Raw genomic sequence first — 21,037 nt, forward strand, 5'->3', positions numbered from 1 at the left:
GATGATGACCAAAGACGACGTGACACTCTTGATCCTCTCTGCCAAAAAACAGGCGGGATTAACATGGGAAGGGATTGCCGAAGATATCGGTATGAGCCCGGTTTTCACCCATTCTGCCTGCGTCGGAATGAACGCTTTTCCGCCTGCCAAGGCAGATGCCTTGGTCGCACTGCTGGGTTTGCCCGCCGAGGCAAGCAGTGTGCTGTCCGAAAGCCCCACCAAGAATTTCGCACAGCTTGTGCCAACGGACCCCTGTATTTACAGGTTCTACGAAATCATCGGGGTCTACGGCCCGACGCTCAAGGCGTTGATCCAGGAAAAATTCGGTGATGGGATCATGTCGGCGATTGACTTTGAAATGTCCGTAACGCGCGAAGAAAACCCCAAAGGTGACCGGGTAAAGGTCGAAATGTCAGGCAAATATTTGCAGTATAACACGTGGTAATCGCGCAAGCTGTGGCGGCTGAAACGCCGCCACAGTGCCGTGTTTTAGACCGATAGGCACAGATATTTCAGTTCGAGGAAATCCTCGATGCCGTATTTGGAGCCTTCGCGGCCAAGGCCGGATTGTTTGACCCCGCCAAAGGGGGCCACTTCGGTTGAAATCAGCCCTGTATTGACCCCGACCATGCCGGTTTCCATCGCTTCGGCGACACGGAAAATCCGGCTGATGTCACCGGCATAGAAATACCCGGCCAGACCAAATTCACTATCGTTGGCCAGCGCTATCGCGTCTTCTTCGGTTTCAAACCGCACCAACGGCGCAAGCGGGCCAAAGGTTTCTTCGTGTGCGACGTCCATATCCTGGGTCACGCCCGTCAACAGCGTTGGTTCAAAGAATGTACTGCCAAGATTGGACCGTTTGCCGCCGCGCTGGACCTGTGCGCCTTTGGCAACCGCATCCGCGATGTGGCGTTCAACCTTTTCGACGGCGGCTTCGTTGATCAGCGGGCCGGTGGTCACGCCATCCTGCATCCCGTTCCCCAAGGTCAGACTGCCCAGCGCCGCGGTCAGTTTTTCGGCAAAGGCATCATAAACACCTGCCTGTACGTAAATCCGGTTGGCGCACACGCAGGTTTGCCCGGCGTTGCGGAATTTGGCGATCATCGCGCCTTCGACGGCGGCATCCAGATCAGCATCGTCAAATACCAAAAACGGTGCGTTGCCGCCCAATTCGAGCGAGAGTTTTTTGATTGTATCCGCGCTTTGGCGCATCAGGATCCGACCAACACGAGTCGATCCGGTAAAGGTAATTTTTGCGACCTTGGTATTTTCACATAGTTCCTGCCCAACGCCTGCCGCATCGGTGGAAGGAATGACATTGAACACGCCAGCGGGGACGCCAGCGCGTTCGGCCAGCACAGCCAGTGCCAGCGCGGACAACGGGGTCAATTCGGACGGACGCACCACAAACGTACAGCCAGCGGCCAGCGCCGGTGCAAATTTGCGGGCGATCATCGCGTTTGGAAAGTTCCACGGGGTAATTGCACCGACCACACCGATTGGCTGTTTCATCACGATGATCCGCTTGTCGCGTTGGTGACCGGGAATGGTGTCGCCGTAAACGCGCTTTGCCTCTTCGGCGAACCATTCGACAAAGGAAGCACCGTACAGGATTTCACCACGCGCCTCGGCCCAGGGTTTGCCCATTTCCGCAGTCAGGATAGTCGCCAAATCATCGGCATTGGCGATCATCAGGTCATAGAATTTACGCAAAATCGCGCCGCGTTCTTTGCCAGTCAGGGCGGCCCAGCCCGCCTTTGCAGCGTGCGCCGCATCAATCGCGGCACGCGTTTCCGCGCGACCCATATCAGCCACAGAGACCAGTTTTTCACCTGTCGCAGGGTTGGTCACATCAAAACTGGCGCTGGCATCCTGCCATTCACCATTGATATAACCTTTTGCAGTTAAAAGGCTTTTGTCATTCAGGTTCATTGCTTAAACTTCCCTTGCGGCTAGAATTGCATCGTCAAGGATATCAAGCGCGCGCGCAAATGTATCGTCTTCGATGGTCAGTGGCGCCAAGAAACGGATCACGTTCCCGTAAACACCGCATGTAAGCAACAGCAAGCCGCGCTTGAGCGCCTCAAGCCGGATACGCCCGGTCAGCGCCGCATCCGGCACCCCATCAGTGATAAATTCGGCGGCGATCATAAAGCCGGGTCCGCGGACCTCGGCCAGTTCGGGCACGCGTGACTTCAACGCCTCAAGGCGGGCTTTGAGAGCGACACCCAACGTTTCGGCACGGGCACAAAGGTTTTCTTCGGCGATCACATCCAGCACGGCATTGCCCGCCGCGATCCCCAACGGGTTGCCGCCATAGGTGCCACCCAAACCGCCCGGTTCGGCGGCATCCATGATCTCGGCACGTCCAGTGACGGCAGCAATCGGGAACCCGCCGCCAAGCCCCTTGGCCATTGTCGTTATGTCGGCGGCCACATCGTAATGTTCCATCGCAAACAGTTTGCCAGTCCTGCCAAAGCCAGTCTGTACCTCGTCCGCGATCATCACGATCCCATGTGCGTCGCACAGCGCGCGCAGGCGGGTCACAAATTCGGCAGGGGCGGGATAGAAACCACCTTCGCCTTGCACCGGTTCAAAGATGACAGCAGCAACACGCCCCGGATCAAGGTCGGCTTTGAACAGCTTGTCCAGCGCTGCAAAACTGTCGTCCACGCTGGTGCCATGAAGCGCGCAGGGGAATGGCGCGTGGAAGACATCGCCCATCATCGTGCCAAAACCCTTTTTGTACGGAACCACCTTGCCGGTCAGGGACATGCCCATGAACGTGCGCCCATGAAAACCGCCGGTGAACGCGATAACAGCATCACGTCCCGTTGCCGCGCGCGCGATTTTCACAGCGTTTTCGCAGGCTTCGGCACCCGTGGTCACAAAGACCGACTTTTTCGCAAATGCGCCGGGGGCGGCGGCGTTCAGACGTTCTGCCAGTTGTACGTAGTTTTCATAAGGCAGGACCTGATGACAGGTATGCGTAAAGGCATCAAGCTGCGCGCGCACCGCCGCGATCACCTTGGGGTGGCGGTGACCTGTGTTGATTACGGCGATACCCGCGGCAAAGTCGATCAACGTATTGCCATCTGCATCTGTTACGGTCGCGTTTTCCGCGTGGGTCACAAAATGGTCAGTCATGACGCCCACGCCACGGGCCATGGCGGCAGTGCGACGGGCAGCGATTTCAGCATTCGTCATCGGTCGGATCCTTATGGGGCAAAATGCATTACCCGCGTTGCAATGATCCCACGACACTACAGCGTTCATTATATTTACAGAAGAAGGTTTCTTTGCCAGTCTAAAGCATTGTAATCTATATCCGCATGACCAAAGTGTTGTAGGATAATGAACGATCTAAACACCCAAAGCACTGAACTGGATGTGGGCCGGCGTTTGCGGTTGCTGCGCGAACGGGCCGGGCTGTCGCAACGCGCGCTGGCCAAACGCACCGGCGTACCCAATTCCACCATATCATTGATTGAATCCGGGCGGTCCAATCCGTCGGTTGGGGCGCTGCGCCGCATATTGGATGGCGTCCCCGTCAGCCTGTCGGAATTCTTTGCATTTGAGCCGGTGTCAGAACAACAAATTTTCTATGCCGCAGAAGATCTTGTTGAAATTGGCAAGGGAAAGCTTTCGTTAAAACAGGTCGGTGCCACGCTGTTTGGGCGGGCGATGATGCTATTGCAAGAAACCTATGCGGTGGGCGCCGATACGGGCCGTGTGATGTATGGGCACGAGGGCGAAGAAGGTGGGATCGTGATTTCCGGCAGGATTGAAATTACGGTTGGCGAGGTGCGCAAAATTCTAGGGCCGGGGGACGCCTATTACTTTGACAGCCGGTCGCCACATCGGTTTCGGCAGGTTGGTCCGGCGCCTTGTGTCCTGTTTTCCGCCTGCACGCCACCGACATTCTAGCCGCTGTTCTGTGGCGCTGTCATTGCGGCCTCAAGAAACACATGCAGCGTGTCAGCTACATACCCGGCGTCTTGATGCGCTGCCTGCTGTTTGAGGCCGCGCGCCATCGCGATCATACCATTGGCAAGCTGCAATGCGGGGGCGCGCAAAACGAAATTGCGCGCGCGCGCGATGTCTTCCATCACGCCTGCCATCTGTCGGGCATGTTCATTCAACAGGGCGAAATAGGTTTTCGCAAAGTCCGGATCACGCAGCGCGTGCAGGCTGATCTCGCTGTCCAGCAGCGATTTTTCGGCAGACGCACAAATACTGTCGAGCCATCGGGTGGCCTGCGCGACCAGATCTTTGGCGGGTATATCGGTTTGGACAGCAAGCGCGGTCAGCCCGTCATATGCTTCTTGAAACATCGCACGCATGATCGCAAAGACAAGGTCATCCTTGCTTTGGAAGTTGGAATAGAATGCGCCCTGCGTAAACCCGGCCCGCGCCGCGATATCGCGCACGGATGCACCCGCATATCCGTTCTGCGCAATCACCTGTGCCCCCGCCCGAAGCAGAGCATCACGTGTGAGCTGTTGTGATTCAGCGCGGCTGGTTGGTTGTGTCTTCATATCGTTACAGATAGCAGTTGTAATCCGGACTTTCCAGTTCTATGTAACGCTAAATATCACTTGCTATCTGAAATAAAATTATTCCCAGCGAACGAAACCCATACGCCCAGGAAATGTGATGAAACCTATTCCAAGCCTCTTCGCTGTGACATTTGCGTTTGCGAGCTTTGCGGCGGTGCCGGTCGCTGCGGATACCCCGCTGACGGTTGAAATTGTCACGGCCACAGCGACCCCGCTTGAACGGGGCCTATCGTTGACTGGCGAAATCGTTGCCCGCAATTCTTTGACGGTATCATTCCCAAGCGGTGGCCGCATCGAAAGCGTTGCCGTGCGCGAGGGTGATCATGTTGCCGCCGGTGAAGAGCTGGCGCGGATCACCGCCATTCAACAAGAGCAGGCGTTGCGGGCCGCACGGGCCGCGGTGTCAACCGCCACAGCAGACCGTGATCAGGCTGTCGAGGATTTGCGCAGGCAGGATGCGCTGCTGGAACGCGGCGCGACAACCCGCGTCGCCCGCGACAACGCCGCCGACCAGACCCACGTAAAAGACGGCATTTTGGCCCAAGCGATTGCTGATCTGGAGCTAGCAGAAAAAGCGTTGGAGGATACCGTTGTTGCAGCGCCTGCTGCCGCGACAGTCACACGACGATTTGCAGAACCAGGTCAGGTGGTGGGCGCGGTGCAACCTGTTGTCGAATTGGCGCTGGGCAGCATGGTGGACGCTGTATTTGATGTTCCGGAAAGTTTGCTGACCGGCAGCACGACGGTTGATCAGGTGCAACTAACCCCGCTGGGCCGCCCCGATCAGATATTGATTGGCGCAGTGCGCGAGGTATCACCGCTTGTGGACCCGACAAAAGGCACAGTCACGATCAAGGTCAGCATCGACGCAAAGCCGGAAGGCGTTGAATATGGCGACGCGGTGCGCGGCACCACGATTGAATCAGTCGGGGAAGCAATTGTATTGCCCTATAATGCGATGAGCGCGACAGCGCAGGGGCCAGCGGTCTGGGTGGTTGACCCGGACACGATGGCGGTCAGCCTGATGCCTATTACCATAGAGCGCTATGAAACCGGCCGTATTATCGTCAAGGACGGGATCGCGGAGGGGGCGCTAGTTGTCGCTGCCGGGGCGCAACTGCTTTATCCCGGTCGGATCGTCCGCGCCATCGAAGGGACAAACCCATGAATCGTTTCGTTATGATCGTGGCTTTGGCCGCCGCATTTCCCGCCCTCGCGGAATCCGAAGCCGCCACCGACGCTTCGCTGCAATCTGAAACACCGCGTCCGGTCATTTCTGAAAAAATTGGCGCCGCCACCCAACAAGAGCTAAGTTATATCGGCACCGTCGCTGCCGGTAACGAGGTGGCGTTGGGTTTTCCGATCAGCGGTACACTGGTAGAACGTCGCGTCGATTTAGGGGCTTTGGTCACAAAAGGTGACGTTCTCGCGCAGCTTGACCCCAAAGACCTGCAAGCAGAGGTGCGCAGCGCCGAAGCGGGTGTTTTGGTCGCAGAAACCAATCTGGGTGCCGCCCAAGAGGCTGCAACGCGTGCGACCGAACTTGCTGAACGCGGCGTCGATTCTGCGACCCGCCAAGAGGATTCCCAGCGCGCCTTGGTCGCCGCCCAAGCCGGGCTAGAACAAGCCCAAGCCAATCTGGCGCGGGCGCAAGACAAGCTTGACCTTGCCGAACTACGTGCCCCGCAAGACGGCGTGATCACCGGCGCGTTCGAGGACGCAGGCGCATTGGTGTCTCCGGGCCTTGAGGTGCTGCGCCTTGCCAGTACTTCAGAGCGGGAAGTTGTGGTGGATATCAGTGAACAAGGGCTTACCGGGTTAGACATTGGAATGAATTTCGCGGTCGCTTTGGTTGCAAATCCACGGCTGACCACAACCGCGCAATTGATCCGTATCGACCCTGTCGCCGAAAGCGCGACCCGCAACCGGCGTGCGCATTTACTGCTATCGGACCCGCCAGCCGAGTTTCGGTTTGGCGCGTTGGTCCGGCTGAATATGTCCGACGAAGACGCCACCGTCGTCAGTATCCCCGTTAGCGCGGTGATGAATCCGGCTGACGATCCGACCGTGTGGCTGGTTGATCGCGACCATAACACCGTCCACCGCCAGTCGGTCACATTGGGCGCACAGTTTGGTGACCGCGTGCGCGTTTCAACAGGGCTTAGCGCGGGCGACGAAGTTGTGCTGCGCGGCATCCATTCTTTGCATGACGACCAGATTATCGGACGGAGTATTTCCCAATGAACCGTTTTAACCTGTCCGATTGGGCGTTGTCCCACCGATCGTTTGTCTGGTTCCTTATGATCGTTTCGGTCTTTGCAGGCACCTTGGCTTATATGAACATCGGCCGGGAAGAAGACCCCAACTTTGCCATCAAAACCATGATCGTATCCGCAGCATTGCCCGGCGCGGATATTGAACAGACGCTGTCACAAGTGACCGACCGGATCGAGAAAAAGCTGGAAGAACTCCCAGAACTGGATTTCACACGGTCGGTGACGGCTGCGGGGCGCGCCATTGTCTATATCGAACTGCTGGCCTCGACCGATGCGGATGAACTGCCGCGTATCTGGCAACGTGTCCGCAGTATGATGGGCGATATCCGCGGCGAATTTCCGCGAGAGTTTTCAGGATTTCAATTCAACGACAGCTTTGGCGACGTGTTCGGAAACCTTTATGCGTTTACGTATGACGGCTTTACCCCGCGCGAAGTCCGCGATTACGCCGAACGCGTCCGCCGCGAAATCCAAGCGCTGGATGACGCAGGCAAGGTAGAAATTTACGGCGTCCGCGACGAAGTGATTTACCTAGAGTTTTCGGCCGAACGCATGGCCGCGCTTGGCTTGAACCAAGAAGCGGTGCAAGCCACGCTTGCCGCGCAAAACGCGCTGCTGCCGTCAGGTGTGATCAAGGCTGGGCCTGAACAAATCTTGGTCCGTATCGGCGGCCAGTTCGCAGACGCAGAAAGCCTTGCTGACATCAACCTGCGCGTCGGGGATCAGTTTTTCCCACTGACAGATGTGGCCACGATCACACGCGGCTACGAAGATCCACCGTCAGAGCTGTTCCGCTTTAAGGGTCAAGAGGCGATCGGATTGGCCGTGGGTATGCGCCAAGGCGCAAATATCGTTGATTTTGGTGTGGAACTGGACCGCGTGATGGCCCAAGCCATCACTGAATTACCGATTGGTATCGACGTGCATCAGGTCGCCAACCAACCCCATGTGGTCGAAGAGGCCGTCGGTCATTTTTTACAGGCTTTGCTAGAGGCAGTGCTGATTGTTCTTGCGGTCAGCTTTGTCAGCCTAGGCATGCGGGCCGGGCTTGTTGTGGCCCTGACGATCCCGCTGGTTCTGGCGATCACATTTGTAATTATGGATTACACGGGCTTTACGCTGCAACGGATTTCACTGGGCGCATTGATCATCGCGCTGGGCCTGTTGGTCGACGATGCGATGATTGCGATTGAAACCATGATTTCGCAGTTGGAAAAGGGGAAAAGCCTTGTCGCCTCTGCGTCTTACGCGTGGACATCAATCGCGTTCCCTATGCTGACAGGCACGCTGATTACGGTTGCCGGGTTCATCCCGATCGGGTTGAATTCATCCGCGGCGGGCGAATTTACTTTTTCGCTGTTTGTTGTGATTGCAGTGTCGTTGTTGGTGTCATGGATCGTCGCGGTGTTGTTTGCGCCGTTGATCGGCGTGACCCTGTTGAAGGAAAACATCGGTCACCACCACGCAGAGCCGGGCCGTTTCCGGCGCATGTTCCATGTCGTGCTGCGCGGTGCGATGCAGTTTCGCTGGCTGACAATTGCGCTGACCATCGCAACATTTGGCGTTTCTATTTACGGCATGCGCTTTGTGGAACAGCAGTTTTTTCCAAGCTCTGACCGACCCGAATTGGTGGTGGACCTTGCCTTACCACAAAACACGGCGATTGCCGAAACAGAAGCCCAGTTGGACAGGTTGGAAACCTATCTTGTGGGTGACGAAAATGCGTTGTTCTGGACGTCTTATGTGGGGCGCGGTGCACCGCGGTTCTTGCTCGCATTTGATGTGCCCACACCGGGCCCGAACACCGGACAGATCGTCATCCAGACCCCATCAGTCGAAGCCCGCGATGCGCTGCGCACCAAACTGAACCTTGTTGCACAAACCGAATTTCCGGGCGCGGATATCTTTGTGAAACTGTTGGAAATTGGACCGCCTGTTGGCCGCCCTGTGCAATACCGTTTGAGCGGCCCGGATTTGGATATCCTGCGAGATCAGGCGCGCGTTCTTGCGGCGGTTTTATCCACGGATGATCGGCTGACCAGCATCGTGATGGACTGGAATGAACCCGCGCGCGTGGTACGTATTGATATCTTGCAAGACAAGGCACGGCAGCTGGGGTTGTCGTCCACAGACATCGCGACAGCACTGAATACCATCTACGATGGCAAATCCATCACCGCGCTGCGCGACGATGATTATCTGGTCGATATTCGTGTGCGCGGCAGCGATGTTGACCGGCAATCAATCGAGGCGTTATCGAACCTGCAACTGTCATCACCCACCGGTCAAACGATCCCGCTGCGGTCAGTTGCAACCTTCCGCTACGATACCGAACAACCTGTCATCCATCAACGCGACCGGACGCCGACGATTACGGTGAAGGCCGCCATATCAACGGCAGATCAACCCGCCACCATTGTGACCCAGTTGAAAGACAAGATCGCTGCATTCAACGCGGACCTTCCGTTGGGATACGTCGCAGTCATCGGGGGCGCGGTGGAATCAAGCGAAGAAAGCCAAGCGCCGATTGCTGCCGTTGTGCCTGTCATGTTGCTGATCATGCTGACATTGATCATGGTGCAGATGCAGGGGTTCCGGCTGGCCTTTATCGTGTTTTGTGTGGCGCCTTTGGGGCTGATCGGGGTTGTGGCGGCATTGGTGCCGTCTGGCGCACCGCTAGGCTTTGTGGCGATCCTTGGGGTGCTGGCGCTGGTGGGGATTCTGATCCGCAACTCGATCATTCTCGTGTCTGAAATCGAAGTCTTGCGCGACAAGGGGCGCAGCGCATGGGACGCCGTGTTCGAGGCGAGCGATGCGCGCGCGCGCCCCATTTTGCTGACTGCCGCTGCGGCCAGTTTGGCGCTGATCCCGATTTCACGCCAGATTTTTTGGGGACCGATGGCCTTTGCGATGATGGGTGGGATCATTGCGGGGACAGTGATCACGCTGGTTTTTGTGCCTGCTCTGTATCTGGCAGTGTTCCGCGTGAAAAAGGATGCGCCGGACAGCGCATAAGGCAACGCTTTTAGTGGCGACAATAACGTCTGTAACCGTGCGAAAACAGTTCGTTCAGCGGAGTCGTCAGCTGTGTTAACCAAAGTGGTCCACACAATCTGAAGACATGGGCGAACGTCTGTCACAAAAAGCTGATCGTGTTCCTATCCCGTACCAGTCCGTTGGTCGTTCGAAACCCTGCTGCCTGCATTTGCGGTAACCCATTTTGCCGAAAAAATGGGATATCGTCATGTCGAAGCGATATATGCCAGTCTGCAAACGGACAAAAACCCGACCACCAACACGCTGACCGAATCCGAGAATCGCGCGGGTGCGGCCAGCCATGGGGATCCTCTTTCATCAGCACAAGAACGCCTAGATTTGGCTATTGTGCAGCGATTGGATCGTATGTCTGCCTGTGATGGAATCTAGCGGCGGTTTGGCATGAAACCGCTTCGCTATATCAGATGCGCCAAATGAACCCAGTCCTTACGCATAACGCAAATATCATGACTGAAAGGGAACGCAGTCGTGATTACTTTCAAGTAAAAAGTGGTGAGCCGGTCGGGATCCGAACCCGAGACCTACTGATTAAAAGTCAGTTGCTCTACCAACTGAGCTACCGGCCCACTGGTGGGGCTTCTAGAAAGGCCGCGCGCTGGGGTCAACCCCCAAATGTGATCTTGACTAGAATAGTCTAAAAGACTTCACTATATGGCGCCCATGACCACGCAAACCCCATCATATTTACCCTTCATGAAAATGCATGGGTTGGGCAACGACTTTGTCGTTATCGACGAACGGGGAATCACCCCGCGCGTCAATGTGACGTTGGCGGTTGCGATCGCAGACCGGCACCGCGGGGTCGGCTTTGATCAGCTTGCTGTCCTTTCCGATACCGACGTGGCTGACGTGCATCTTACGTTTTGGAACAGCGACGGGTCACTTTCCGCCGCGTGTGGGAATGCGACCCGCTGCATTGCGCGGTATTTGATGGATGAAACCGGGCGCGATGCGCTAAAGATCACGACGGATCGGGGCACGCTTTATGCCCGTGACGCCGGCGATGGGCTGACTTCGGTGAATATGGGGCATCCACAACTGGACTGGCAGGATATTCCGTTAGCCTACGACGTGGACACGCTGCATTTGCCCATAGAGGGTGATCCGGTCGCGACAGGTATGGGTAACCCGCATTGCACATTTTTTGTGGATGACGCCGACGCTGTGGATCTTTCCGCACGCGGTGCCGCGGTAGAACACAATGCACTGTATCCCCAGCGGACCAATGTTCAGTTCGCCAGCGTGATAGGGCCCGATCACCTGCGTATGCGCGTCTGGGAGCGGGGCGTGGGGGTCACGTTGGCTTCTGGGTCATCATCATGCGCCACGGCAGTTGCGGCCGCAAGGCGGGGCCTGACAGGGCGCGCAGTACGGATCGATCTGGATGGCGGGACGCTGATGATCGACTGGCGTGACGATGGCGTGTGGATGACGGGCCCAACCGCGCATGTGTTCGATGGACAGTGGCGACTGTGATGGATCGCAAAGCCCCTATATTTTCGAACCACGGCTGTCGGCTGAACGCCTACGAGGCCGAAGCGATGAAAGAACTTGCTACGGCACATGGCGTCGAAAACGCGATTATCGTCAATACCTGTGCTGTCACGTCAGAGGCTGTGCGCAAGGCGCGCCAAGATATCCGAAAACTGCGCCGCGAAAATCCGGGCGCCAAGATGATCGTCACCGGATGCGCGGCACAGACCGAACCCGGCACATTTGCCAATATGGCCGAAGTCGATCTGGTGATCGGCAACACCGAAAAGATGGACCCGGCAACCTGGGCGAACATGGCGCCTGACCTGATTGGTAAAACCGAAGCGGTGCAAGTTGATGACATCATGTCAGTCACAGAAACTGCGGGTCACTTGATTGATGGTTTCGGCACGCGCAGCCGCGCCTACGTGCAGGTGCAAAACGGCTGTGATCATCGCTGCACCTTTTGCATCATTCCTTTTGGGCGCGGCAATTCACGCTCTGTGCCCGCTGGCGTTGTTGTCGATCAGATCAAGCGGTTGGTGGATCGCGGCTACAAAGAGGTCGTTCTGACCGGTGTCGACCTGACCAGCTGGGGCGCTGATCTGCCCGCCACACCCAAACTGGGTGATCTGGTGATGCGGATCCTGAAGCTCGTGCCGGATTTGCCCCGCTTGCGGATCAGCTCGATTGATAGCATCGAGGTGGACGAAAACCTGATGCAGGCGATCGCGACCGAGCCGCGATTGATGCCGCATCTGCACCTATCGTTACAGCATGGCGACGACATGATCCTGAAACGGATGAAGCGGCGGCACCTGCGCGACGATGCAATCAAATTCACCGAAGACGCCCGCAAGTTGCGGCCCGATATGACCTATGGTGCGGACATCATCGCGGGCTTTCCGACGGAAACGGACGCTATGTTCGCCAATTCTCTGGCGTTGGTGAAGGACTGTAACCTGACGTGGCTACACGTCTTTCCCTATTCTTCACGGCCGGGTACCCCGGCTGCAAAAATGCCCGCGGTCACGGGCACCCTGATCAAAACCCGGGCGGCAAAACTGCGCGCGGCAGGGCAGGCACAGGTTGATGCGCATTTGGCAGCGCAAATTGGCAAAACGCATCATATATTGATGGAAAGCCCCCGCATGGGACGTACAGAGCAATTCACCGAAGTCGGGTTTGCCAGCGACCAACCCGAAAGTCAGATCGTGACCGCCACCATCACCGGTGCCCTAAATCAGCAACTGACAGCTTAATAGCGACCGACCTTAAGTGTCCCGCCGGAGGCAACATGCCCGTGCAACATCTCCCCATCCTCTGGTCGTTTCGCCGATGCCCATATGCCATGCGTGCAAGGCTTGCTATTCACGCCAGCGGCCAACAAGTAAGCCTGCGAGAGATCGTTTTGCGGGACAAACCGGCCGCCTTTCTGGCCGCGTCATCGAAAGGCACGGTGCCGGTTTTGCAGTTGGAACACGCTGTGATCGCCGAAAGCCGCGACATCATGATTTGGGCGTTGCAACAAAGCGACCCCGAAGGTTGGCTTGATATGTCAACCGCGGGATTCGACCTGATCACCACCTGCGAAGGACCGTTTAAACGGGCGCTTGACCACACAAAATATGCCGTCCGTTACCCTGACCTTGATCCGGACGCGGAACGCGAACAGGCCCTGCATTTTTTACATGAACTGAATACCCGGCTTACTGCGGCGCCATTTCTTATGGGCCAGCATCGCACGCTTGCGGATATGGCCATTCTGCCATTTGTGCGGCAATTTGCACAGATAGACCGCGCTTGGTTCGATGCGCAGGGCCTAAAGGCATTGACGGGTTGGCTGGATGATTTTCTGGCTTCGGACCGGTTTGCCGCTGTCATGATGAAATATCCGCCTTGGCAAGACGGACAAGATCAGGTCTTGTTCCCCTGAACCCAAAAAGGATCACAGTATGCAGCTTTTGATGTCACCCGCGTCACCTTTCGTGCGCAAAGCGCGCGTTGTTATTCGTGAACTTGGGCTGGCCGACCAGATAACCGAGACGGCCATCAGCACCAGCGCGCTCGATTCTGATCCAACAATTGTGGCCGCGAACCCGATCGGGAAAATCCCGGCGTTGGTGCGGCCCGATGGCGTCACCTTGTATGACAGCCGCGTCATAACGCGCTTTTTGAACGATCATGCTGGCGGATCACTTTATCCAGACTCGCAAATCTGGGAAATCCTGACCCTTGAGGCGACAGCCGACGCAATTATGGAAGCGGCATTGGCAATGACCTACGAAGTGCGCTTGCGCGCGCCGGAACACCAATCGACCGACTGGATCGAAGCCCAATGGGCCAAGGCCAGCCGCGGAATCGCAGCAATTGATACACGCTGGATGAGCCACCTGAGCGGGCCGCTGAATATTGGCCAGATCGCCGTGGCCTGTGCGCTGTCATATGTCGATCTGCGTCACGATGCGCGCGGCTGGCGCAGCGGAAATGACACGCTTGCTGCGTGGCACGCAAACTTTTTGCAGCGCGACAGCATGGTCGCTACCGCACCCGCGTAATCAAAAGTTGAAGCTGAGGCCCATGTTCACAGCATTCGTAAAGACATCCGTCTCGATCGTGCCGCCTGTGTCCAAGTCACCCTTGTTTGACGAAAACGTGCCTTTGTATTCACCGAACACGGACCACTGGTCGGTGATCGGGTAACTTGCGCCAGCAATCCATGTCGCGGCGGGGCCGGTGACCTGATAGCCAAAGGTTTCGGATGCGCCATTTGTTACTTCGACGTGCGGAATTGCAAGGCCAACGCCACCACCGACATAGGGAGTCACATCACCGAATGCGTCGCTCCACCGCCGATAAGCATTCACAGTCAACGTATTCAGCCCATCAGTGAATTCTAACACATCATATCCGGCGGGCAGCTCTGTCGGGTAAATCTTGTTGTGCGAAAAATCGAGCCCATAACCATAGTCATCGGTGCGCCACTGGGTTGCACGAATGCCATAATACACAGGTGCATCGGCCGAACGCCCTTCCCAGTCCACTTTAAAGTCTTCGTTGCCAATGACACCATCCCGCACCGACACGTCAGACGCTGGCGCCGATTGGGCGCCACCATAAAAGCTCAGCTCGACCTCGGCCGTTGCAGCAACGGGGGTCAACAGAAACAGAGCAGTAAGTGCGATCGCACGGGACATTGGAAGTTCCTAAAACGTAGAATGATGATCTGACCGCGAAGCACCGCGGCTATGAGTGAGAGGTAAGGTGGCCGCCGTAAAGTGACAAGACAACTTGAGGTGAGCTTTATATCATAGGGTAGAAATGTGTCTGACCGAACACAAATATCCGCTCGTTTTATCTAAATTGAGCGGAAACCCCCGTGTTTGGCGGAAATCCAACCACTTTCTCGCTAAAATTGGAAATGATGCGGGGTGCCTGTACGCTGTCGCACAAAGCTGATTCCTGAATGACAGTTTACGAAGTCTTGGTTGTTTCGCCACAATAACGGATACAATGATGCCTGCGCCCTATTGTCCGCTGGACGGATCATGTTTTCATGGCTAAACAGCGCCAGAATGGGCTAATGGAAGCATTGGCCTGTCTTTCCCGTGGGCCAGGGCCCAACCAAAGAATCGGAGATGCAAGCCGTGTCACATGCAGACGATCACCAGGGCACACGCCGCGACTTTATATATTACGCAACCGCCGGAGCCGGTGTTGTTGCGACAGGCGCAGCGGTGTGGCCACTCGTTAATCAAATGAACCCTTCCGCTGACGTTCTGGCGCTTGCGTCAATCCGCGTCGATATCAGCGCTGTCGAACCCGGCACCCAGCTGACAGTTTTGTGGCAAGGCAAGCCCGTTTTCATCCGGTCCCGCACCGCAGATGAAATTGCCGCTGCGCGCGCCGTAGATCTGGCTGATCTGGTAGATCCAAACGCCGAGAACGCAAACCTGATTGGTGACGAGCCCGCGACAGATGAAAACCGTGCCTTGTCCGAAGACGGTACTTGGCTGGTTCAGATGGGTGTCTGTACACACCTTGGCTGTGTGCCTTTGGGCGAACAAGGTGATTTCGGCGGCTGGTTCTGCCCGTGCCACGGGTCACATTACGACACCGCCGGTCGAATCCGCAAAGGCCCTGCACCGCGCAACCTTCCCATCCCTGTCGCGTCCTTCGTGGACGAAACAACAATCCAACTCGGTTAAGGAGCGCGCACCATGTCTGGTATCCCCCACGACCATTACGAACCTAAAACTGGTGGCGAAAAGTGGCTGCACAAGCGTCTGCCGATCGTTGGCTTGATCTACGACACATTGATGTTGCCGACACCGAAAAACCTTAACTGGATGTGGATTTGGGGCATTGTCCTTGCGTTCACCCTGGTTCTGCAAATCGCAACCGGTATCGTTCTTGTGATGCACTACACGCCACACGTTGATCTGGCGTTCAAGTCTGTTGAACACATTATGCGGGACGTAAACGGCGGGCATATGATCCGCTATTTCCACGCAAATGGCGCATCGCTGTTCTTTGTGGCGGTTTATCTGCACATCTTCCGCGGCCTGTACTACGGGTCGTACAAAGCCCCGCGCGAGGTCACATGGATCATCGGTATGCTGATGTATCTGGTGATGATGGGCACAGCGTTTATGGGTTACGTTTTGCCATGGGGCCAAATGTCGTTCCACGGGACAGCCGTTATTACCGGCCTCTTTGGCGCAATTCCATTCATCGGTGAATCGATTCAAACATGGTTGCTGGGCGCGTCGGCGGTTGGACAACCTGCGCTGAACCGCTTCTTTTCGCTGCACTATCTGCTACCATTTGTTCTGCTTGGCCTGACAATCGTTCACGTCTGGGCATTCCACACGACGGGCAACAACAACCCCACAGGGGTTGAGGTCCGCCGGACCAGCAAGGAAGACGCCGCAAAAGATACGTTGCCATTCTGGCCGTACTTCGTGATCAAGGATCTGTTCGCACTGGCCATCGTTCTTGCCGTGTTCATGGCGATCGTCGGGTTCATGCCGAACTACCTTGGCCACCCTGACAACTATGTCCCTGCAAACGCGCTTGTAACGCCATCGCACATTGTGCCCGAATGGTACTTCTTGCCATTCTACGCAATTTTGCGCGCGTTCACTGCGGACGTTTGGGTTGTGCAACTGGTGAACTTTGTCAGCTTCGGGATCATCGACGCTAAATTCTTTGGGGTTCTGGCGATGTTCGGTGCGATCGCAGTTATGGCGCTGGCGCCATGGCTGGATACATCATCCGTACGTTCGGGCCGTTACCGTCCCATGTTCAAATGGTGGTTCGGTCTTCTCGCGCTCGATTTTATGATCCTGATGTGGGTTGGGGCAATGCCGACAGACGGTATCTACCCGTATATCTCGCTGATCGCTGCGGCCTATTGGTTTGGCTACTTCTTGGTCATCCTACCGCTTCTTGGCGTGATCGAGAAACCGCTGGCGCAACCTGCCACCATCGAAGATGACTTCAATGCGCACTACGCGCCGCACGCCTCTGGCAAGTCGGCCGAGTGAGAAAGGACAAATGAACATGTTCCGCAAACTCACATTCACCGCAGCCACTGCACTTGCCCTGACAATGGGGCAAGTCGCCACTGCAGAAGTTGAAACTGAAATTGAAGATTTCGCCTTCTCTTTTGAAGGTCCGTTCGGCAGCTATGACCAAATGCAGCTTCAGCGGGGCCTGCAGGTCTACACTGAAATTTGTGCTGCCTGCCACGGGCTAGAGCTGGTTTCGTTCCGCACGCTGCATGATGAAGGCGGCCCGGGCCTGCCCGAAGAACAGATGCGCGCCTATGCAGAGTTCTACGAAGTTTACGACGCATCGATCGATGACTTCCGCACAGCCACACCCGCCGACCATTTCCCGGCTGTGACGGGCGCGGGCGCACCTGACCTGTCCTTGATGGCAAAGTCGCGCGCGGGTTTCCACGGCCCTTACGGGACCGGGATCAACCAGTTTATCAAAGGCATGGGCGGCGCGGAATATATCGCATCGATCCTTGATGGCTATCACGAAGCACCAGAATGCGCGCCAGAGGATTTCCCTGGATACTATAACGTCGCATTTGCCGCTGGTGGTTTCCCAGAAAGCTGTATTGACGACCACGGCCACCACGAAGTGCCGGGCAGCTGGATTGGTATGCCACAGCCGCTTTGGGGTGACGACGTCGTTTATGCAGACGGTCATTCGACCGATGTTGAACACACCTCGCAAGACGTCGCAGCGTTTCTGATGTGGACAGCAGAGCCAAAGATGATGGCCCGTAAACATGCTGGTCTGGCCGGTGTGATCCTGTTGGTGATGCTGTCAGTGTTGCTTTACATCACAAACAAACGTCTTTGGGCACCACACAAACACAAAGACAAAGACTGATTTGAATTGTCTTAGACATACAAAAGGCCCGCCAGTTTGGCGGGCCTTTTTGTTTATGAAGGGTGGATTTCAGTCCGCAGTGTTTTGTCCAAGATACGTGGCAAGTGCGGGTGGCGGACTATCCAAAAGATCAGCGGTTGCAGTTGGCTGTCGGACCACCCCGTCTGCAACAAACGCGACCTGATCCGCGATACGCCGTGCATCCGCTGGGTTATGGGTAACCATGATCACAGTGCGGCCTAGATCCGCGAGCCGCGTTTTCACCAAATCAAGCATTTCATCCTTTAGACCCGGTCCAAGTGCCGCGAAAGGTTCGTCTAGCAAGACAACCGGACGATCCGCCAATAAAACACGCGCCAACGCCGCGCGACTTTGCTGCCCACCAGAAAGCGCGGCAGGCTTGCGGTTTGCCAAGTCGCCCAATCCGACGCTGTCCAATATCTCGGCCACCTTTGCCTGGGCGGCAGTATCCAGCCGCAGCCCCTTGCGCAGCCCTAATCCAACGTTCTGTGCGATCGTGAGGTGTGGAAACAAGTTGTTATCTTGGAACAAAATACTGACAGGCCGATCGGCCGGTGGCAGGCTGGTGATATCAACGGGGCCCCACAAAATCTGCCCCGCCGCAGGCGTCAGAAACCCCGCAATTGCTGATAGGAACGTCGATTTGCCGGACCCTGACGGCCCGATCAATGCTGTAATGCAGCTCGCCGTAAACATCGCGTTTACAGACAATTGAAAACCGCCTTGACGCAACTCCAATCCCTTACAGGTCAACATCGCGGCGGCCCCCTTGGTCACATATCCAGAACATCAGAAAACTTAGCGCCAACAGCAAGACGGCGGCACCTGCGGCCGCATCCATCTTGTACGCGCCCATCAATCGATACATCGCAAGCGGCAGGGTTTCGTTGGATTGATCCGCGAACAGCGTAATGACCCCCAAGTCACCCATTGACAGCGCCGCCGCAAGTCCCGCGCCAAACCCCAACGGTCTGCGAATTCGTGGCAGCACCACAATCCAAACCCAGCGCCAGCCGGTCAACCCAACCGAGGCACCAAGATGAGCAAAGTTCGCCTGCACCGATGCGATCGCCGGGTCGATCGCCCGCAATACAAATGGCAATGCGAGTGTCGCGTTTACCAGCATCGTAATAAGCAGGGCCAGATCGCTTGGATTAAAGTACGGGTATATAATCAAGAATGCCCCTGTCCCGACCACAAGACTTGACGCGGCCAATGGCAGCACGCCCATCACGGCAACGATCCGTCCGCCCCACAGACCCAAACCAATCGCCATCGCGCAACACAATGCTGCGGACGCGCAGGCAACAATTACAGACCGCAGCGCCGCAACCCAAACCGTGCTTGGCAAAACGATCAACGCCGGCAACCCGCGCCAGATAACCATCCCAAGCGGCAGCAGCAAAAACAGCGTCGCGCCAGCAATCAGCGCATAATCGAATCCAGCGCGCCGCACATCCCAGCGCGTCACGACACGATCCAATCCCGCGCCCATCGCATCAATACCCGTCAATCGCCACGCAAGCACAGCCGCCAGAACACACAACCCGAATTGGAAACACGCCAGCAGCGCGGCGCGCCCAAGGTCGAAATCAAACCGGAGCGCCTGATAGATTGCCAATTCTACTGTGGTACTTTTCGGTCCACCGCCAAGGGTCAGCGCGACCGCGAAACTGGTCAGACATATCAGGAATATCACTAAAAATGTGCTCGGAACGACGGTGCGCAGCATCGGCCACTCGAGCAACCGCCCAACTGGCGCACCAAGGCTCGCAGCAAGCCGAAATCTTTCTGCCGGAATGGCAAGCCACCCTTGCAGGATCAATCGCACAGCAAGTGGCAGGTTGAAGAAAACATGCGCCAAGACGACACCATGAAACCCGTAAATTGACATCGTCTCAAAGCCCAGCGCACCAAGCGCCGCATTCAATATGCCGCCGCGCCCGAACACCGCCAACAACCCGACAACAGCGACCATTACCGGCAATAAAAACGGCGCGCCCAGCAGCGTGATCAACACCTTCCGCCCCCGAAACTGCCGACGGGCCAGCGCCCGGGCAACCGGTATTCCAAGGATCACGCTGATCGCGGCGGACACGAACGCTTGCGTCACGGTAAACTTGATCGCCGCCCAATCCGCAGCACCCAGTCCGCGCAGCCACTCTGCACGGGCAGCGACCGCCACCAATGTACCTGCCGTCAACACCAGCACCAGCACCCCCGCAAGGGCGCCGGGCCAGCGCGGGCTTATTGAGACAGCGCGGTACGCCAAGCGCCCAAAGCCGTATCGCGTCTTGCCAATGCTTCGTCAGAGGAAAACAACAACGCTTTGTCTGCACTCACGGGATTATCGAATGCGGCGGGCAGGCCACCATCTGGCATCACCGCCGGATACATCCAATTGGTTTCAGGGATAATGCTTTGGAACGCATCGGACACCATAAAGGCCAAAAACTGATCGGCCAAGTCAGGTTGATCGGTTCCCGCGACTTTGCCAGCCACTTCGACCTGCATATAGTGACCTTCCTCAAACACCCAAGCGACCTTGGTGGCGTCGTCTTCGGCGATGATGTGATAGGCAGGTGATGTGGTGTAGGACAGCACCGCGTCTGCTTCGCCATCCAGGAACAATCCATAGGCTTCGGACCAACCGGGTGTCACGGTGACAATATTGTCCGCCAGATCGGCCCAGATCGCAGGGGCATCATCGCCATATGCGGCGTCAACCCACATCAGCAATCCCAAACCAGGGGTCGACGAACGGGGGTCTTGGATCACGACTTTTAAATCACTGTCTGCCAAGGCCTGCAATGACGTGGGGGCATCGGTATCCGCGTTCCCGACAAAGGCGAAATAGCCCCAGTCAAACGGCAGGAATTCGGTATCATCCCATTCAATCGGAAGATCAAGATCAACGGTCACACCATGCGGTGCAAACAGGCCTGTGGCACGTCCGGCGGCGGTTAGGTTCGTATCCAGACCCAGCACAACGTCGGCCTCTGTGCGCGCACCTTCAAGCTGAAGCCGCGCCAGCAAAGCCGCGCCATCACCTGCGGCGACAAATTGCAGATCGCAGGCACATGTCGCCTCGAATGCAGCTTCGATAGCAGGGCCGGGACCCCATTCGCTGGTAAAACTGTCGTAGGTCAGAATTTGCAGCACCGGGGTTTCGGCCATTGCGCCCGTAGCACAAAGGACAAATCCCGCGACAGCTGGCAGATAGATTGGTTTTTGCAT

The 21,037-nt window shown here is 56.6% G+C and carries 19 protein-coding genes and 1 tRNA gene; 12 read left to right on the forward strand and 8 right to left on the reverse strand.

Annotation, left to right across the window (positions count from 1 at the left end):
• The first annotated feature begins 1 nt into the window (after window position 1).
• Complete coding sequence (cynS, locus tag ACXJGX_RS07475; RefSeq protein ID WP_474780171.1) at window positions 2-445, forward strand: cyanase; 444 nt, start codon at window positions 2-4, stop codon at window positions 443-445.
• A 44-nt stretch (window positions 446-489) separates the two neighbouring features.
• Here the strand turns inward: cynS and ACXJGX_RS07480 are convergent, their stop codons facing one another.
• Window positions 490-1,935: an NAD-dependent succinate-semialdehyde dehydrogenase gene (locus tag ACXJGX_RS07480; RefSeq protein ID WP_474780173.1), complete on the reverse strand. Its 1,446-nt coding sequence runs from the start codon at window positions 1,933-1,935 to the stop codon at window positions 490-492.
• Window positions 1,936-1,938: 3 nt separating this feature from the next.
• Window positions 1,939-3,210, reverse strand: a complete 1,272-nt coding sequence (locus ACXJGX_RS07485) for a 4-aminobutyrate--2-oxoglutarate transaminase (RefSeq protein ID WP_474780175.1) — start codon at window positions 3,208-3,210, stop codon at window positions 1,939-1,941.
• Between the two features lie 147 nt (window positions 3,211-3,357).
• Between ACXJGX_RS07485 and ACXJGX_RS07490 the strand changes: the two genes are divergently transcribed.
• On the forward strand, window positions 3,358-3,930 hold the full coding sequence (locus tag ACXJGX_RS07490) for a cupin domain-containing protein (protein ID WP_474780177.1): 573 nt from the start codon (window positions 3,358-3,360) through the stop codon (window positions 3,928-3,930).
• On the opposite strand, the gene ACXJGX_RS07495 is transcribed toward ACXJGX_RS07490, so the two are convergent.
• On the reverse strand, window positions 3,927-4,541 hold the full coding sequence (locus tag ACXJGX_RS07495; protein WP_474780179.1) for a TetR/AcrR family transcriptional regulator: 615 nt from the start codon (window positions 4,539-4,541) through the stop codon (window positions 3,927-3,929). The genes ACXJGX_RS07490 and ACXJGX_RS07495 overlap by 4 nt on opposite strands.
• Window positions 4,542-4,659: 118 nt before the next feature.
• Here ACXJGX_RS07495 and ACXJGX_RS07500 point away from each other — a divergent pair, with 118 nt between their 5' ends.
• From ACXJGX_RS07500 to ACXJGX_RS07510, 3 genes are read left to right on the forward strand one after another with little or no spacing between them, the layout of a single operon-like run.
• Window positions 4,660-5,730 carry an efflux RND transporter periplasmic adaptor subunit gene (locus ACXJGX_RS07500; protein ID WP_474780181.1) on the forward strand — a complete coding sequence of 357 codons (1,071 nt, stop codon included), beginning with the start codon at window positions 4,660-4,662 and terminating at the stop codon, window positions 5,728-5,730.
• Window positions 5,727-6,806: an efflux RND transporter periplasmic adaptor subunit gene (locus ACXJGX_RS07505; RefSeq protein WP_474780183.1), complete on the forward strand. Its 1,080-nt coding sequence runs from the start codon at window positions 5,727-5,729 to the stop codon at window positions 6,804-6,806. The genes ACXJGX_RS07500 and ACXJGX_RS07505 overlap by 4 nt, the downstream gene beginning before the upstream one ends.
• Window positions 6,803-9,853 (forward strand): efflux RND transporter permease subunit, encoded by a 3,051-nt coding sequence (locus ACXJGX_RS07510; RefSeq protein ID WP_474780185.1) that lies wholly within the window; start codon window positions 6,803-6,805, stop codon window positions 9,851-9,853. The genes ACXJGX_RS07505 and ACXJGX_RS07510 overlap by 4 nt, the downstream gene beginning before the upstream one ends.
• 532 nt (window positions 9,854-10,385) lie before the next feature.
• Here the strand turns inward: ACXJGX_RS07510 and ACXJGX_RS07515 are convergent.
• Window positions 10,386-10,461: transfer RNA gene (locus ACXJGX_RS07515), tRNA-Lys, on the reverse strand.
• A 94-nt stretch (window positions 10,462-10,555) separates the two neighbouring features.
• Between ACXJGX_RS07515 and dapF the strand changes: the two genes are divergently transcribed.
• From dapF to ACXJGX_RS07535, 4 genes are read left to right on the forward strand one after another with little or no spacing between them, the layout of a single operon-like run.
• Complete coding sequence (gene dapF / locus ACXJGX_RS07520) at window positions 10,556-11,371, forward strand: diaminopimelate epimerase (RefSeq protein ID WP_474780187.1); 816 nt, start codon at window positions 10,556-10,558, stop codon at window positions 11,369-11,371.
• Window positions 11,371-12,630: a tRNA (N(6)-L-threonylcarbamoyladenosine(37)-C(2))-methylthiotransferase MtaB gene (gene mtaB, locus ACXJGX_RS07525; RefSeq protein WP_474780189.1), complete on the forward strand. Its 1,260-nt coding sequence runs from the start codon at window positions 11,371-11,373 to the stop codon at window positions 12,628-12,630. The genes dapF and mtaB overlap by 1 nt, the downstream gene beginning before the upstream one ends.
• 35 nt (window positions 12,631-12,665) lie before the next feature.
• Window positions 12,666-13,304 carry a glutathione S-transferase gene (locus ACXJGX_RS07530; protein WP_474780191.1) on the forward strand — a complete coding sequence of 213 codons (639 nt, stop codon included), beginning with the start codon at window positions 12,666-12,668 and terminating at the stop codon, window positions 13,302-13,304.
• A 19-nt stretch (window positions 13,305-13,323) separates the two neighbouring features.
• A complete protein-coding gene (locus tag ACXJGX_RS07535; RefSeq protein WP_474780193.1) occupies window positions 13,324-13,926 on the forward strand; it encodes a glutathione S-transferase in 603 nt (200 codons plus the stop codon).
• On the opposite strand, the gene ACXJGX_RS07540 is transcribed toward ACXJGX_RS07535, so the two are convergent.
• On the reverse strand, window positions 13,927-14,565 hold the full coding sequence (locus ACXJGX_RS07540) for an outer membrane protein (protein WP_474780195.1): 639 nt from the start codon (window positions 14,563-14,565) through the stop codon (window positions 13,927-13,929). It abuts the gene before it with no gap.
• Window positions 14,566-15,015: 450 nt separating this feature from the next.
• Between ACXJGX_RS07540 and petA the strand changes: the two genes are divergently transcribed.
• The 3 genes from petA to ACXJGX_RS07555 are packed head-to-tail and all read left to right on the forward strand — an operon-like array spanning window position 15,016 to window position 17,779.
• On the forward strand, window positions 15,016-15,576 hold the full coding sequence (petA, locus tag ACXJGX_RS07545; RefSeq protein WP_474780197.1) for a ubiquinol-cytochrome c reductase iron-sulfur subunit: 561 nt from the start codon (window positions 15,016-15,018) through the stop codon (window positions 15,574-15,576).
• 12 nt (window positions 15,577-15,588) lie between these two features.
• Window positions 15,589-16,917 carry a cytochrome b gene (gene petB, locus ACXJGX_RS07550; RefSeq protein ID WP_474780199.1) on the forward strand — a complete coding sequence of 443 codons (1,329 nt, stop codon included), beginning with the start codon at window positions 15,589-15,591 and terminating at the stop codon, window positions 16,915-16,917.
• 10 nt (window positions 16,918-16,927) lie between these two features.
• Window positions 16,928-17,779 carry a cytochrome c1 gene (locus ACXJGX_RS07555; protein ID WP_474780201.1) on the forward strand — a complete coding sequence of 284 codons (852 nt, stop codon included), beginning with the start codon at window positions 16,928-16,930 and terminating at the stop codon, window positions 17,777-17,779.
• Window positions 17,780-17,848: 69 nt separating this feature from the next.
• Here the strand turns inward: ACXJGX_RS07555 and ACXJGX_RS07560 are convergent, their stop codons facing one another.
• From ACXJGX_RS07560 to thiB, 3 genes are read right to left on the reverse strand one after another with little or no spacing between them, the layout of a single operon-like run.
• Window positions 17,849-18,556, reverse strand: coding sequence for a thiamine ABC transporter ATP-binding protein (locus tag ACXJGX_RS07560; RefSeq protein WP_474780203.1), 708 nt, complete (start codon window positions 18,554-18,556; stop codon window positions 17,849-17,851).
• Complete coding sequence (locus ACXJGX_RS07565; protein WP_474780205.1) at window positions 18,543-20,072, reverse strand: thiamine/thiamine pyrophosphate ABC transporter permease ThiP; 1,530 nt, start codon at window positions 20,070-20,072, stop codon at window positions 18,543-18,545. The genes ACXJGX_RS07560 and ACXJGX_RS07565 overlap by 14 nt, the downstream gene beginning before the upstream one ends.
• A complete protein-coding gene (gene thiB / locus ACXJGX_RS07570; RefSeq protein WP_474780207.1) occupies window positions 20,048-21,037 on the reverse strand; it encodes a thiamine ABC transporter substrate binding subunit in 990 nt (329 codons plus the stop codon). Before thiB ends, ACXJGX_RS07565 begins: the two co-directional genes overlap by 25 nt.

The organism is Yoonia sp. SWMV100, assembly GCF_056108365.1.